This is a genomic window from Curtobacterium sp. 'Ferrero', assembly GCF_002412165.1.
GTDB lineage: Bacteria > Actinomycetota > Actinomycetes > Actinomycetales > Microbacteriaceae > Curtobacterium.
This window is the reverse complement of sequence record NZ_NXIA01000001.1, coordinates 96,903-110,109: the sequence shown is the minus strand read 5'-3', so window position 1 is coordinate 110,109 and position 13,207 is coordinate 96,903. Positions and strand designations below refer to the sequence as shown.

General features: G+C 72.9%; 15 protein-coding genes and 1 riboswitch. Of the genes, 8 read left to right on the top strand and 7 right to left on the bottom strand.

Going from position 1 to position 13,207, the window contains the following annotated elements; genetic code table 11:
• The first annotated feature begins 32 nt into the window (after window positions 1-32).
• The gene (locus tag Csp2054_RS00460; RefSeq protein ID WP_096897329.1) at window positions 33-1,220 is read left to right on the top strand and encodes a MalY/PatB family protein; all 1,188 of its coding nucleotides are present in this window, start codon (window positions 33-35) and stop codon (window positions 1,218-1,220) included.
• Between the two features lie 52 nt (window positions 1,221-1,272).
• Here Csp2054_RS00460 and Csp2054_RS00455 read toward each other — a convergent pair whose 3' ends face one another.
• The 3 genes from Csp2054_RS00455 to Csp2054_RS00445 are packed head-to-tail and all read right to left on the bottom strand — an operon-like array spanning window position 1,273 to window position 2,557.
• The gene (locus tag Csp2054_RS00455; protein WP_096897327.1) at window positions 1,273-1,476 is read right to left on the bottom strand and encodes a hypothetical protein; all 204 of its coding nucleotides are present in this window, start codon (window positions 1,474-1,476) and stop codon (window positions 1,273-1,275) included.
• Window positions 1,477-1,493: 17 nt separating this feature from the next.
• Complete coding sequence (locus Csp2054_RS00450; RefSeq protein WP_096897325.1) at window positions 1,494-1,949, bottom strand: GNAT family N-acetyltransferase; 456 nt, start codon at window positions 1,947-1,949, stop codon at window positions 1,494-1,496.
• Between the two features lie 35 nt (window positions 1,950-1,984).
• Window positions 1,985-2,557 carry a GNAT family N-acetyltransferase gene (locus Csp2054_RS00445; protein WP_096897323.1) on the bottom strand — a complete coding sequence of 191 codons (573 nt, stop codon included), beginning with the start codon at window positions 2,555-2,557 and terminating at the stop codon, window positions 1,985-1,987.
• Window positions 2,558-2,626: 69 nt separating this feature from the next.
• Between Csp2054_RS00445 and Csp2054_RS00440 the strand changes: the two genes are divergently transcribed.
• Entirely contained in the window at window positions 2,627-3,523 is an 897-nt protein-coding gene (locus Csp2054_RS00440; RefSeq protein WP_096897321.1) for a LysR substrate-binding domain-containing protein, read from the top strand.
• Between the two features lie 144 nt (window positions 3,524-3,667).
• On the opposite strand, the gene Csp2054_RS17580 is transcribed toward Csp2054_RS00440, so the two are convergent.
• On the bottom strand, window positions 3,668-3,925 hold the full coding sequence (locus Csp2054_RS17580; protein WP_141399056.1) for a hypothetical protein: 258 nt from the start codon (window positions 3,923-3,925) through the stop codon (window positions 3,668-3,670).
• Window positions 3,926-4,023: 98 nt separating this feature from the next.
• Between Csp2054_RS17580 and Csp2054_RS00435 the strand changes: the two genes are divergently transcribed.
• The 3 genes from Csp2054_RS00435 to Csp2054_RS00425 all read left to right on the top strand — a co-directional run bounded on the left by Csp2054_RS00435 (window position 4,024) and on the right by Csp2054_RS00425 (window position 6,743).
• A complete protein-coding gene (locus tag Csp2054_RS00435; protein WP_141399055.1) occupies window positions 4,024-5,016 on the top strand; it encodes a helix-turn-helix transcriptional regulator in 993 nt (330 codons plus the stop codon).
• Between the two features lie 55 nt (window positions 5,017-5,071).
• A complete protein-coding gene (locus Csp2054_RS00430; protein WP_096897317.1) occupies window positions 5,072-5,785 on the top strand; it encodes an alpha/beta fold hydrolase in 714 nt (237 codons plus the stop codon).
• A 121-nt stretch (window positions 5,786-5,906) separates the two neighbouring features.
• Window positions 5,907-6,743, top strand: a complete 837-nt coding sequence (locus tag Csp2054_RS00425) for an alpha/beta fold hydrolase (protein ID WP_096897315.1) — start codon at window positions 5,907-5,909, stop codon at window positions 6,741-6,743.
• Between the two features lie 42 nt (window positions 6,744-6,785).
• On the opposite strand, the gene Csp2054_RS00420 is transcribed toward Csp2054_RS00425, so the two are convergent.
• From Csp2054_RS00420 to Csp2054_RS00410, 3 genes are read right to left on the bottom strand one after another with little or no spacing between them, the layout of a single operon-like run.
• Complete coding sequence (locus Csp2054_RS00420) at window positions 6,786-7,268, bottom strand: FBP domain-containing protein (RefSeq protein WP_058726193.1); 483 nt, start codon at window positions 7,266-7,268, stop codon at window positions 6,786-6,788.
• Window positions 7,269-7,280: 12 nt separating this feature from the next.
• Window positions 7,281-8,021: a M56 family metallopeptidase gene (locus Csp2054_RS00415; protein ID WP_096897313.1), complete on the bottom strand. Its 741-nt coding sequence runs from the start codon at window positions 8,019-8,021 to the stop codon at window positions 7,281-7,283.
• Window positions 8,022-8,033: 12 nt separating this feature from the next.
• Entirely contained in the window at window positions 8,034-8,408 is a 375-nt protein-coding gene (locus tag Csp2054_RS00410) for a BlaI/MecI/CopY family transcriptional regulator (RefSeq protein WP_096897310.1), read from the bottom strand.
• Window positions 8,409-8,514: 106 nt separating this feature from the next.
• A riboswitch (glycine riboswitch) is annotated at window positions 8,515-8,615 on the top strand.
• A gap of 165 nt (window positions 8,616-8,780) precedes the next feature.
• Here Csp2054_RS00410 and gcvT point away from each other — a divergent pair.
• From gcvT to gcvP, 3 genes are read left to right on the top strand one after another with little or no spacing between them, the layout of a single operon-like run.
• Complete coding sequence (gene gcvT, locus Csp2054_RS00405; protein ID WP_255252539.1) at window positions 8,781-9,884, top strand: glycine cleavage system aminomethyltransferase GcvT; 1,104 nt, start codon at window positions 8,781-8,783, stop codon at window positions 9,882-9,884.
• A gap of 4 nt (window positions 9,885-9,888) precedes the next feature.
• Window positions 9,889-10,266 (top strand): glycine cleavage system protein GcvH, encoded by a 378-nt coding sequence (gene gcvH / locus Csp2054_RS00400; RefSeq protein WP_096897306.1) that lies wholly within the window; start codon window positions 9,889-9,891, stop codon window positions 10,264-10,266.
• Window positions 10,263-13,205: an aminomethyl-transferring glycine dehydrogenase gene (gcvP, locus tag Csp2054_RS00395; RefSeq protein WP_096897305.1), complete on the top strand. Its 2,943-nt coding sequence runs from the start codon at window positions 10,263-10,265 to the stop codon at window positions 13,203-13,205. The genes gcvH and gcvP overlap by 4 nt, the downstream gene beginning before the upstream one ends.
• Window positions 13,206-13,207: the final 2 nt, after the last annotated feature.

The following is a 13,207-nucleotide window of genomic DNA, read 5'->3' as shown; positions in this document are numbered from 1 at the left end:
CCGCGCCTCCCGGCCGGTGCATCCTGGGATGCATGTCGCACGACGAGCAGGACCCGGTCGGCGGACTCCGCGGGGTCCGCACGAGCATCAAGTGGACGCGGTACGCGCCCGACGTGCTGCCGCTGTTCGTCGCCGAGATGGACCACGAGGTCGCGCCGGAGATCCGGCAGGCCCTGATCGAACGGGTCCAGCAGTCCGACCTCGGCTACCTCGACGGGCCCGGACCGCTCGCACCGGCGTTCGCCGGGTTCGCCCGGGACCGCTGGGGGTGGGAGGTCGACCCCGCGCGCGTGCACCTGGCCACGGACGTCAGTGTCGGGATCGTCGAGTCGCTGCGGCTCGCGCTGCCCGACGGCGGCCGGGTGGCGATCACACCGCCGGTCTACCCGCCGTTCTTCGAGCTCGTCGAAGAAGCCCGGTGTCAGGTCGAGGAGGTGCCCTTGCTCGAGCAGTGGGGTGTCTACCGGCTCGACCTCGACGGACTCGAGCGGGCCTTCGCGGACGGGGTCGGCGTGTTCCTGCTCTGCAATCCGCACAACCCGGTCGGTCTGGTGCACGACCGAGCCGACCTCGAGGCGCTCGCCGCACTGGCCGCACGGTACGACGTCCTGGTCATCAGCGACGAGATCCACGCGCCGCTCACCCACCCGGGCGTGCAGTTCACCCCGTTCGCGATGGTCGCCGAACCGGCGGGCGCGCGGAGCGTCTGCGTGACGAGTGCGAGCAAGGGGTGGAACCTCGCCGGCGTCAAGTGCTCGGTCATCGTGGCGGGCGACCCCCGGACCGCGGCGCTCCTCGACACGCTGTGGGAGGAGGTCGCCTGTCGCACGAGCATCCTCGGGCTGCACGCGAACACGGCGGCCTTCACGCTCGCGACCGACTGGCTCGACGACGTCGTCGCGCGCATCGTGGCGAACGAACGGCTGCTCGGGTCGCTGCTCGCCGAGCACCTGCCGGGCGTCGTCTACACCCGGCCGCGTGCGGGCTACCTGGCGTGGCTCGACTTCCGGGGGATCGGCCTGGGCGATGACCCGGCCGTGCCGCTGCGGGAGCACGCCTACGTGGCGCTGAACTCCGGTCTCGGGTTCGGGTCGCAGGGGCGGGGGTTCGCGCGGCTCAACCTGGCGTGCTCGCCCGAGACGTTGCGGGAGGCCGTGTTCCGGATCGCGTCGGCGTACCCGTCGAGCGCGCAGGAGGGGCTGGTCTGGCGCGTGGCCTGACGGGCGGCGCCGCTGCGCTGGGTCGTGCGGGCGGCGTCGCTGCGGCGGGGGCTCAGGCCTCGCCGGGGTCGGCGTCGACGTACTGGTTGCGGCCGACCACCCGGATCTTCAGGTCGTCGTCACGGTCCATCGCGAGGAACTCCCGCGCCACGAACGCGACCGACGGCCAGCGCGTGACCTCGGTGACGAGCAGTCCGTCGATGAACACCTGCCACGCGCCGCGCTCTCGGACGGCCTGGACCTCGTACGTCGCCATGTCGCGAGCGTAGCGGGTCAGCCGACGCGTTTGGCGTAGTACCGCACGGTCGGGACCGCACCGCTCGGCGTGTGCCAGTCGGCCGGACCGCGACCGGTCAGGCACCACCCGCGCCGCTCGTACAGCCGCCAGGCGTCGGCGGAGTCCTCGGTTACGTCGAGCCGCACGTGCGGACCGGGCACCGCCTGCTCCGCCGCGTCGAGCAGCGCGTCGGCGATGCCCTTGCCGCGGTGGTCTGGATCGACGAAGAGCCGCTGCACCTCGGGCATCCGGCCGGGGCCCGGGACGACGATGCCGACGTGTCCGACCACGCGGTCGTCGTCGATCGCGACCCACGCGCCGAGGAGACCGGCAGGCGTGAGCCAGGCCGCGGGGTCGTCCGGCCAGACCGCGGGGTAGCCGAACACGTGGGCGCGCCAGAGCACCTCGGCCAGGGCGTCCTGGTCGGCGTCGGCCCGCTCGTGGATGCGCATCTCGTCGGACGCTATCGACCGGCCGCGAGCATCGGTCAGGTGTTCCGCGCGTTCCGTACCTCGGCATGATGGGCGGGCGCCGTGTCGAGGTCGAGTCGCATGTGGACGTCGGCCCGCGAGTACGGGCTCGGGACGATCTCGTGGGCCTCGAGGTGCCGGAACCCGAACGCCTCGTACAGGTGCACCGCGTTCGTCAACCCGGAGTTGCTCTCGAGGACGAGCCGTCGGGCGCCGAGTTCCCGCGCCCGCTCGAGTGCGGCCGTGATCAGCCGGCGGGCGATCCCGTGTCCCTGGTGTTCCGGCGCGACGGCCATCTTCACGAGTTCGTACTCGCCGGGCTCGGTGGGCATCAGCCCGATGCAGCCGACGACGGTGTCAGCCGCGGTGGCGCGGCTGCCGTCCCGCAGCCGAGCCACCAGGACGGCACCGCCGGGTTCGACGATCCGGCCCGCGGGGTCGCCGAGGACAGCTCGGTCGGCGTCCTCGAGGGCGAAGAGCCGGCGGATCCACGCCTCGTTGAGCGTGCGGAACGCCTCGGCGTCAGCCGGGGTGGCGAGGTCGGTGATGTGGACGAGGGCCGTGGTAACGGACGTGGTCGCTTCGGGCATGCGTCCATGCTCGGGCAGCGGACCAGGTCGCGTCCAATACTCGTTCGCGCTGATCGATACGCTCGGTGCATGGATGTCGAACTCCGGCAGCTGCGCGCGTTCCTCGCCGTCGCCGACGAGCGCCACTTCGGCCGCGCCGCGGCGGCGCTCCACATGGCGCAACCCGCGCTCTCGCAGCAGATCCGCCGGACCGAGCGGGCACTCGGCGTCGACCTGTTCGTCCGGACATCGCGCAGCGTCGCGCTGACGCCGGCCGGCGAGGTCCTGCAGGAACGGGCCCGGTCGCTCCTCGCTCAGGTCGAGCGCGACCTCGACGAAGCCGTGCGGGTCGGCCGTGGTGAGGCCGGGCGGCTCGACGTCGGGTTCGTCGTGTCGGCGCTGCCGCTCGGCCCGATCGAGCGGGTGCAGGCGTTCCGGGAGCGTCACCCGCGTGTCCGGGTCGAACTGACCGAGGGCTACACCTCGACCCTCGTCGCACGGATCGCGCGCGGCGAGCTGGACCTGGCGATCGTGCGCGACCCGGACCCCGAACCCGGGGTGCGGTACCTGCCGTTCCGCTCCGAGCGGTTCGTCGCCGCGGTCCCGAGGACCCACCGGTTCGCGGAGCGCACGAGCGTCGCGGGGCCGGAGCTCGTCGACGACCCGTTCGTGTTCTTCCCCGCCGAGGCCGGTCGGACGGCGACCGAGCGGAACCTCGCGCCGGTGACCACGGGCGGTCGACGGCCGACCGTGGTGCAGGAGGCGACGACGTGGGCGACCGTCCTGCACCTGGTGGGTGTGGGCCTCGGCGTGACCGTCGCGCCGGAGAGCGCGACGCTCGCGGCTCCCGACACGGTCGCGCTGCTGCCGCTCGACAGCGGTGACGGAGGCGCCGGCGGCGACGACCACCGCAGCGAACTCGTCTGGGCGCTCCGGGAGGACGACGGGCGCAGCATCCTGCGGAACTTCGTCGCCGCGGGCGACTGACCACGGCCGGAGCGGTGCACGGTCCGGGCCGGCCGGAGCGGTGCACGGTCCGGGCCGACCGGAGCGGCGCGCGGTCCGGGCCGGCCGGAGCGGTGCACGGTCCGGGCCGACCGGAGCGGTGCACGGTCCGGGCCGACCGGACGCTCAGGCGAGCGGCAGCACCGGTGCGCGTTGGTCGCCGAGTTCGTCCTCACGCCACGGCACGCTGCCCGCCAGCTCGAGACCGAGCTGCACGAGCACGAAGCGGACGTGGGGTTCGACGTCCGGCTCCCACGAGCCCTCGACCCCCAGGCCGATCGCGCCGAGCTCGTCGTCGGCTTCGTCGTGGACGCTGAGCCGCCAGCGTCCGTCGCCCTGCTCGGAGACGACGGCCCAGCGGGCGGCGGTGAATCGGGAGGGCACACGGTCACGGTAGCCGGAGCCGCGGACACCGACCGCGCGGTCCCGGCGCCGCGCCGTCGTCGCTCGCGCGGCGGGTCCGGGCGCGGCAGAATCGGTCCGTGGAGCCTGCACGCGGACGCCCCGAGAAGAGTGCCCTGGCGAGCTTCCTCCGTGCTCGTCGCGCAGCGCTCCGTCCCGAGGACGTCGAGCTGCCGGCGGAACCGGGGCGTCGCGTCGCGGGCCTCAGGCGCGAGGAGGTCGCCCGGCTCGCGGGGATCAGCGTCGAGTACTACCGACGGCTCGAGCAGGGCAGCGGTCACCAGATGTCCGTGCAGGTGTGCCGCTCCCTGGCGCGAGCGCTCCGCCTCGACGGTGCCGGGGTCGCCTACCTGCAGCGGCTCGCGCTCCCGGGCGCGGACGCGTCCTACGAGGTCCACCGTGGTGAGGCGCCGCCGCCCGACCTCGTCGAGATGATCACCCTCTGGGACCACACCGCGGCGTACATCATCGACCGCAACCAGGACATCCTCGTCCTCAACGCACTGATGCGCGCCGTCGCGCCCGGCTACATGGAGGTCGGCAACAACCTCGGGCTGATGCAGTTCGAGGCGCCGCCGGAGGTCAGGGCGCTGTCGTCGTGGCAGGAGGGGGCCCGCACGACCGTCGCCCGGCTCCGGTACTACGGCGACCCGGACGACCCCCGGTGGCAGGAGATCGTCGGGCTCCTCCTCGACGACGACGACTTCCGGGCGATGTGGGACCGGCACGAGGCGTACCCGATGACGTCAGGGCGCGCGCCGAACCACTTCGCGGGGCACGGCTGGGTGGACCTGCGCTGGCAGGTGCTCGAGGCCCACCCCGGTCTCTACACGCTCATCTGCTACGGCGCCCCCGGGAGCGTCGGCGAACGCGCGCTCACGGAGCTCCGGACGGCGTTCCGGGAGGCGCGCCCCGAGCAGCCGCAGACCGGTCACCAGACCCCCACCGAGGGCAGCAGGCTCGCGCGCCACCGTCGGTCGGCGCGACGCACGGAGGACGACGGTCACGGCCGGAGCACCGCAGCCGACGGCGATCCGGGGGTGTACTCGGAGGGCCACGACGGAGTCGGGTGACGGGCCCTAGCGTGTCGGGCATCCACGGTACCGACACCTCCGAGGGGACCACGTCATGACCTCACCGACCATCGTGCTCGTCCACGGCGCCTTCGCCGACGCCGCGAGCTTCGCGCCCGTCACCCGCCGCCTGCTCGACCGCGGCTTCGCCGTCCGGGTCCCCGCCGTCCCGAACCGGAGCCTGGTCGACGACTCGGCGTACATCCGCTCGGTCGTCGAGTCGATCGACGGACCCGTCCTGCTGGTCGGCCACAGCTACGGCGGCGCCATCATCACCGTGGCCGGAGCAGCCGACAACGTCGTCGGACTCGTCTACCTGTCCGGCTACGCGCTCGAGGCGGGGGAGAGCCTCGGGGAGCTGCAGGGCGGGTTCCCCGACTCGGACCTCGCGGCGAACCTCGTGTACTCGCCGTTCCCGGTGCCCGGCGGCGACCCCGGTACGGACGTGTCGGTCGTCGTGGAGGCGTTCCCCGACGTGTTCGCCGCCGGGGTCGACCGGGCGACGAGCGAAGTGCTCGCGGTGGCACAGCGGCCGCTCGCGGCGAAGGCGTTCGAGGAAGCGGCTCCGGTCGCCGCGTGGACGACGAAGCCCGGCTGGGGGATCGTCTCCGCAGCGGACCGGACGATCAACCCGGACGTCGAGCGGTTCGGCTACCGCCGAGCCGGCCTGCGGAGCGTCGTCGAGCTCGACGCGCCCCACCTCGTGATGCAGTCGCACCCGGACGAGGTCACCACCGTGATCACCGACGCGATCGCCGAGCTCGGCTGAACCGCGAGCGCCACCACACGGCGGCCGCCGACGCTCCCGCGGACGCGGCAGACGCCCCGAGACCGCACCACCGCACCACCGCACCACCGCACCCACCTCACCGAACGAAGCGGAGCACGACATGGCCTTCATCACCACCGACGACGGTGCCGACATCTACTACAAGGACTGGGGGCCCCACGACGCCCAGCCGATCGTGTTCCACCACGGCTGGCCCCTGTCGTCCGACGACTGGGACGCGCAGATGCTCTTCTTCCTCGCGCAGGGCTTCCGGGTGATCGCGAGCGACCGGCGCGGCCACGGGCGCTCGTCGCAGATCGACACGGGGCACGACATGGACCACTACGCGAGCGACGTCTCCGCCGTGGTCGAGCACCTCGACCTGCGCGACGCCGTCCACGTCGGCCACTCCACCGGCGGCGGCCAGGTCGCCCGCTACGTGGCGCAGTACGGTCAGCCGCAGGGACGCGTCGCGAAGGCCGTCCTCGTTGCCGCGGTCCCACCGCTCATGCTCAAGACCGACGCGAACCCCGAGGGCACCGACATCTCGGTGTTCGACGGCTTCCGCGAGGCCCTCGCCGCCAACCGTGCCGAGTTCTTCCAGGCCGTCGCGTCCGGCCCGTTCTACGGGTACAACCGTCCCGGAGTCGAGCTGTCCGAGCCGGTCGTCGCGAACTGGTGGCGGCAGGGCATGACCGGCAGCGCGCTCGCCCACCTCGAGGGCATCAAGGCGTTCTCCGAGACCGACCAGACCGAGGACCTCCGGGCGATCACCGTGCCCGTGCTGGTTCTGCAGGGCGACGACGACCAGGTGGTCCCGTACCGGGCGGCCTCGGTCAAGCAGGCCGAGCTGCTGCAGGACGCGACGCTGAAGATCTACGAGGGCTACCCGCACGGCTTGCTCACGACGCACGCCGACGTCCTCAACCGGGACATCCTGGAGTTCATCAGGCAGTGAGCGCGCGGGCCGCGTGGTCGGTGCAGCCCGGTGCCGTGCCGACTACGCGGTCTTCGCGACGTCCTCGGTGAAGCTCCGCACCCGGCGGAGCAGAGCCTCGCCGCGCATCGCGATCGTCGCGGGCGGGTTGAGGTGCGGGGGGGCCGTGCGGATGAGCATCGAACAGCCGAGGTCCTCGCAGATGTACGAGCCGATCGTGTTGCCGTTCCGACCGGACTCCCCGGCGCGGGCGGCCGAGAACAGCCGCACCTGGGTCGCGGGCTGCGGCGAGTGGCAGAAGGAGCACATCGCCGCGATGCCGGGGCGGAGCGAGCCACCCGCCGACCGCACGACGATGCCGACGGGCCGGTCGTCGATCCACGACACGATGTACCCGCGACGTGCCGCCTGCGGGTCGCGCCAGCCGAGGAACTCGCGCTCGTCCCAGAGCATCTCGTGCAACCCCGGGATCGGGAGTTGTTCGAGCTCCTCCGGGGTGGCGTTGACGAACGACGAGCGGATGTCTGCTTCGGTCAGTGGCTTCACGGTGCCGCCACCCTAGCCCTCCAGCCTGGAGGCACGGACCACCCCGAGCGCGCTCGTCCCGTCCGCCACGAGCACCGCCCGGCGGACCGCGTCGCGGCCGAGCCGCCTGGCGGCGGCGTCGTCCGCCGCGAACTCGACGAGCACGCGCGTCGAGCGCGCCATGGCGCGCGCACCGGGCACCCACGGCACCGCACGTTCGATGGACTCGGCGACCGCGACCGCGATCCCGTGGTGCTGGGACAGGTGGGCGCGCTCGTGGGCGACCACGGCCTCCAGTTCGTCCGTGCGCAGCTGGTCCGCGAGCCCGGTGCTCACCAGCACCCCGCCAGCACGACCGGGGACCGCGCACGCCAGTGCGTGGTCCGCCTCGACCAGGGCGACGGGCACCCCGCCGATCTCGCGGTGCGGGGTGGCCCCGGAGTGCATGGCGCGGCGGACGGCGTCCTGCTCGGGGCCGGGACGCACCCGGACGGCGATCACGAAGGCCACCACCGCCACGAGCGCGACCCCGACGTTGAGGCCGTGGGCGGGGGACCCGCGGACCGCGAACGGGTCGGTCGCGGGTCGGCCGGCGACGACCACGAGCGTGATCCCGGCGACGAAGCCGGCGACGCCGACCAGGACGGCGGCCGACCACGACACCAGCGCCGTGCGCGGCCGGTCGATGGTCCACGCGGCCCGGGTCAGGACGCGGGGAGCGACGACGACGACCGTGAGCGCGAGCACGATCAGCACGACACCGACGACGACCACGCGCGCTCCCGATCAGCCCCGGGTGCGTGCGTCGAGCGCGCGGCGGAGCACCTCGAGGTCGTCCGAGGCGAGCGACCCGGTGAACCGCAGCAGCGCGGCCTCCCGGTCACCGGCTGCGGCGAGGGCGTCCGACATCAGCGAGGCGGTCTGTTCCTCACGGCTGCTCGTCGCCCGGAACGTCAGCGGGGCGTCGTCGTGCGTCTGCCGCTCGACCTGCCCCTTCCGACGGAGCCGGTCGAGCACCGTGAGCACCGTCGTCAGCGCGGGCCGGGGCTCGGGGAACGCGTCGAGCACCTGCCGGGCGCTCAGCCCGTCGTCCGCCGACCAGAGGGCGTCGAGCACCGCCTGCTCGAGCTGCCCGCGGGGGCGTGATCGCTGTCCTGCCACCAGAGGATCCTACGACGGAGCCTCTACGAGATGTCGAACCGGACGGCGACACCTGCCGGAAACACGGCAGCGGTATGCTCGTCGACGACAACTGAAGCACGGCCGATCACCCGTCGCGGGAGACGCCGGACCCCCGTTCGACGGCGGACCGGCACCGAAGGAGCAACGTCCCCGCCAATCTCTCAGGTCCAACACCGCGACGGACAGGCCACTCTGAAAAGCAGGCGCTCCCGACCCCGGTCGGCAGCTCCTCGCCCACGGTGAAAGCCGACGGACCTCACGGGCCGCGGTGAAACTCTCAGGCCCATGACAGAGGGGGAGTTCCACCCGACGACGGTCGTCGGGTGTCGTCGAGGACGAGGGAACTCCGCCATGCGTTCATCACCGCTCGAGGCCGCGCACGAGGCCGCCGGTGCCACCTTCACCGACTTCGCCGGGTACCGGATGCCCGTCCGCTACTCGTCCGACCTCGCCGAGCACCACGCGGTGCGCACGGCCGCCGGGGTGTTCGACCTGTCGCACATGGCCGAGATCGGGGTCACCGGTCCGGACGCCGTCGCGTTCCTCGACCACGCGCTCGCCGGGACCTTCGGCGCGATGACCGTCGGCCGGGCCAAGTACTCGCTGCTGCTCGCCGAGGACGGCGGGATCCTCGACGACCTGGTCGTCTACCGCACGGAGGAGCACGTGTTCCTGGTCGTGGCGAACGCGTCGAACCGCCAGGTCGCGGTCGACGCCCTCACCGCGCGGGCGGACGCCTTCGACGTCCAGGTCTCCGACGACTCGGACACGACCGCCCTCGTCGCGATCCAAGGGCCGGCGGCCGCGGGGACCCTCGACGCGCTCGTGGTGGCCGACCGGCTGCAGCCCGAGACCCCGCTCGACGAGCTCCGCTACTACCGGGTGCTGCACGCGCTGTTCGACGGAGCGGAGGTGCTCGTCGCCCGCACCGGCTACACGGGCGAGGACGGCTTCGAGATCTACAGCGACCCGTCCATCGCCGGGGACATCTGGGACGCGCTCCTCCAGACCGGCGCCGACCGCGGCGTCGTGCCCGCCGGGCTGGCCGCGCGCGACACCCTGCGGCTCGAGGCGGGCATGCCGCTCTACGGCCACGAGCTCGGCACCGACGTCCGTCCCGCACAGGCCGGGCTCAGCCGGGTCGTCGCGACCTCCGGGTCGTTCGTGGGGGACTCCGGCGTGGAGCCCGCACCGGGCGCCCGCGTGCTCGTCGGTCTCGTCACCGAGGGCCGTCGGGCTCCCCGCGCCGGATACGACGTCGTCCACGAGGGCCAGGTCGTCGGCACGGTGACATCCGGCGCGCTCTCGCCGACCCTCGGGCACCCGGTCGCGATGGCCTTCGTCGACCCGGACCTCGCCACCGAGGGACAACTCCTGCACATCGACGTCCGCGGCACGGCCATCCCCAGCACCGTGACCCCGTTCCCCTTCTACCGCCGTTCTCCGAGAGGCTGACCCCGTGACCGACCAGACCGCACTCCAGTACACCGCCGACCACGAGTGGCTGCTCGTCGAGGGCGACACCGTCACCGTCGGCATCACCGACCACGCCGCCGAGCAGCTCGGCGACGTCGTCTTCGTCGAGCTCCCCGCCGTCGGCACCACGACCACCGCGGGCGAGCAGATCGGTGAGATCGAGTCGACCAAGAGCGTCGGTGAACTGTTCGCACCGATCGAGGGCGAGGTCGTCGAGGTCAACGAGGCGGTCGTCGACGCCCCCGACACCGTCAACCACGACCCGTTCGGCGCCGGTTGGCTGGTCAAGATCAAGGTCGACGGCACCTCGTTCCCCGAGGACCTCATGGACCACGACGCGTACCGGGCATCCCTCGCATGACCGGCGCACAGCAGGACGCCGCCGCGCAGCAGAACCTCCAGACGTCGTTCGCCGACCGCCACATCGGGACGACGAGCGCCGACCAGCAGGCCATGCTCGACGTCGTCGGCCAGCCGTCCCTCGACGCCCTCGTCCGGACCGCCATCCCGGAGTCGATCCACGCGGCGCCGGTCACGGACTCCGTCATCCCGGCAGCTGTCGGCGAGACCGAGGCGCTCGCCGAGCTCCGCGCGAAGGCCGCACGGAACACCGTCCGGCGCGCGATGATCGGCCTCGGCTACCACGGCACCCACACGCCCGCGGTCATCCAGCGGAACGTGCTCGAGAACCCGAGCTGGTACACGGCGTACACGCCGTACCAGCCGGAGATCTCGCAGGGCCGCCTCGAGGCGCTCATCAACTTCCAGACGATGGTGTCCGACCTCACCGGCATGGCCACCGCCGGTGCGTCCATGCTCGACGAGGGCACCGCCGTGGTCGAGGGCATGCTGCTCGCCCGCCGCGCCTCGAAGGTCAAGGGCGACGCGTTCCTCGTCGACGCCGACCTCCTGCCGCAGACCCGTGCGCTGCTCGACCACCGTGCGGACGCGGTCGGCATCGCCCTGCGCGAGTTCGACGCCGCCGAGGGCCCGACCGACGACCAGCTCGACGGCGCCTTCGGGGTCATCGTCCAGTACCCGGGCGCCTCCGGACGCATCGTCGACCCGAGCACCACGATCGAGCGCGTCCACGCTGGCGGTGGGATCGCCGTCGTGGCGGCCGACCTGCTCGCGATGACGCTCCTCGCTGCGCCCGGCGACCTCGGCGCGGACGTCGCCGTCGGCACGAGCCAGCGCTTCGGCGTCCCGCTCGGCTTCGGCGGCCCGCACGCCGGCTACCTCGCCGTCCGTGCGGGCCTGGAGCGCCAGCTGCCCGGCCGCCTGGTCGGGGTGTCCTTCGACGCCGACGGCCAGATGGCCTACCGGCTCAGCCTGCAGACCCGCGAGCAGCACATCCGCCGCGAGAAGGCCACGAGCAACATCTGCACCGCGCAGGTGCTGCTCGCCGTGATGGCGTCGATGTACGCCGTCTACCACGGCCCCGAAGGCTTGCGCTTCATCGCCGACCGGGTCGGCCGGACGACGACGGCGCTCGCCGACGCCGCACGCGGTGCCGGGCTCGAGGTCGTGCACGACGCGTGGTTCGACACCCTGACCCTCCGGGCGCCCGGTCGTGCGGCGGAGCTCGTCGACGCAGCACGCGAGCGCGGCTACCTGCTGCACCTCGTCGACGCCGACACCCTCCAGGTGTCCGTCGACGAGACCACCACGCCGGACGACGTGACGGCGCTCGCCGGCGTCCTCGGAGCCGTGGACGCGTCCGTCCCGGCGACCGAGACCGCCGTACGGGACGCCGCCACGGGCCTCCCGGCCGGTCTGCTGCGCAGCAGCGAGTACCTCACCCACCCGGTCTTCAGCGCGCACCGCAGCGAGACCCGGATGATGCGGTACCTCAAGCACCTGTCCGACAAGGACTACGCGCTCGACCGCGGCATGATCCCGCTCGGCAGCTGCACGATGAAGCTCAACGCGGCGACCGAGATGGCGGCCGTCACCTGGCCGGAGTTCGCGAACGTGCACCCCTTCGCGCCGGCCGAGGACGTCGCCGGGTACCTCGACATGATCGGTGACCTCGAGTCCTGGCTCGCCGAGGTCACCGGGTACGACACCGTGTCGCTGCAGCCGAACGCGGGCAGTCAGGGCGAGCTCGCGGGCCTCCTCGCGATCCGCGGGTACCACCTGGCGAACGGTGACACCGAGCGCACCGTCTGCCTCATCCCGTCGAGCGCGCACGGCACGAACGCTGCCTCTGCGGTCCTCGCCGGCATGCGGGTGGTCGTCGTGGCGTGCGACGAGGACGGCAACGTCGACCTCGACGACCTCCGTGCCAAGACGGCGCAGCACGGGGAGCAGCTCGCCGCGCTGATGATCACGTACCCGTCGACGCACGGCGTCTACGAGCACGACATCACCGACATCACCGCGGCGGTCCACGACGCCGGTGGGCAGGTCTACGTCGACGGCGCGAACCTCAACGCGCTGCTCGGGCACGCCCGGTTCGGGGACTTCGGCGGCGATGTCTCGCACCTCAACCTGCACAAGACGTTCTGCATCCCGCACGGCGGCGGCGGCCCCGGTGTCGGCCCGGTCGCGGCGAAGGCGCACCTCGCGCCGTACCTGCCCGGCCACTCGATGGCGCAGCAGGCCGACCGTCGCACCGGTGCCACCGCGGCGGACGCCGGCGATCGGCTCGCGCACGCCGGCGGGCCGGTGTCGAGCGCCCCGTACGGCAGCCCGAGCATCCTGCCGATCACGTGGACGTACGTCCGCATGATGGGCCTCGAGGGGCTCACCCGTGCGACCGAGACCGCGGTGCTCGGGGCGAACTACATCGCCGCGCGGCTCCGTGACGCCTACCCGGTGCTCTACACGGGGCAGGACGGGCTCGTCGCGCACGAGTGCATCCTCGACCTCCGGCCGCTGCGGGACAGCACGGGCATCACCGTCGACGACGTCGCGAAGCGTCTCGTCGACTACGGCTTCCACGCCCCGACGATGTCGTTCCCGGTGGCCGGCACGCTCATGGTCGAGCCGACCGAGAGCGAGGACCTCGCCGAGCTCGACCGGTTCGTCGACGCCATGCTCGCGATCCGGGCCGAGGCCGCTGCGGTCGAGCGTGGTGAGTGGTCCGCCGAGGACAACCCGCTCGTGCACGCCCCGCACACGGCCTCGTCGGTGATCTCGGGGGAGTGGACGCACGCGTACTCCCGCGAGCAGGCCGTCTACCCGCTGCCCGGCATCAGCGCGCGCAAGTACTGGCCGCCGGTGCGTCGGATCGACCAGGCGTACGGCGACCGCAACCTCGTGTGTGCCTGCCCGCCGGTCGAGGCGTTCGCGTAGCG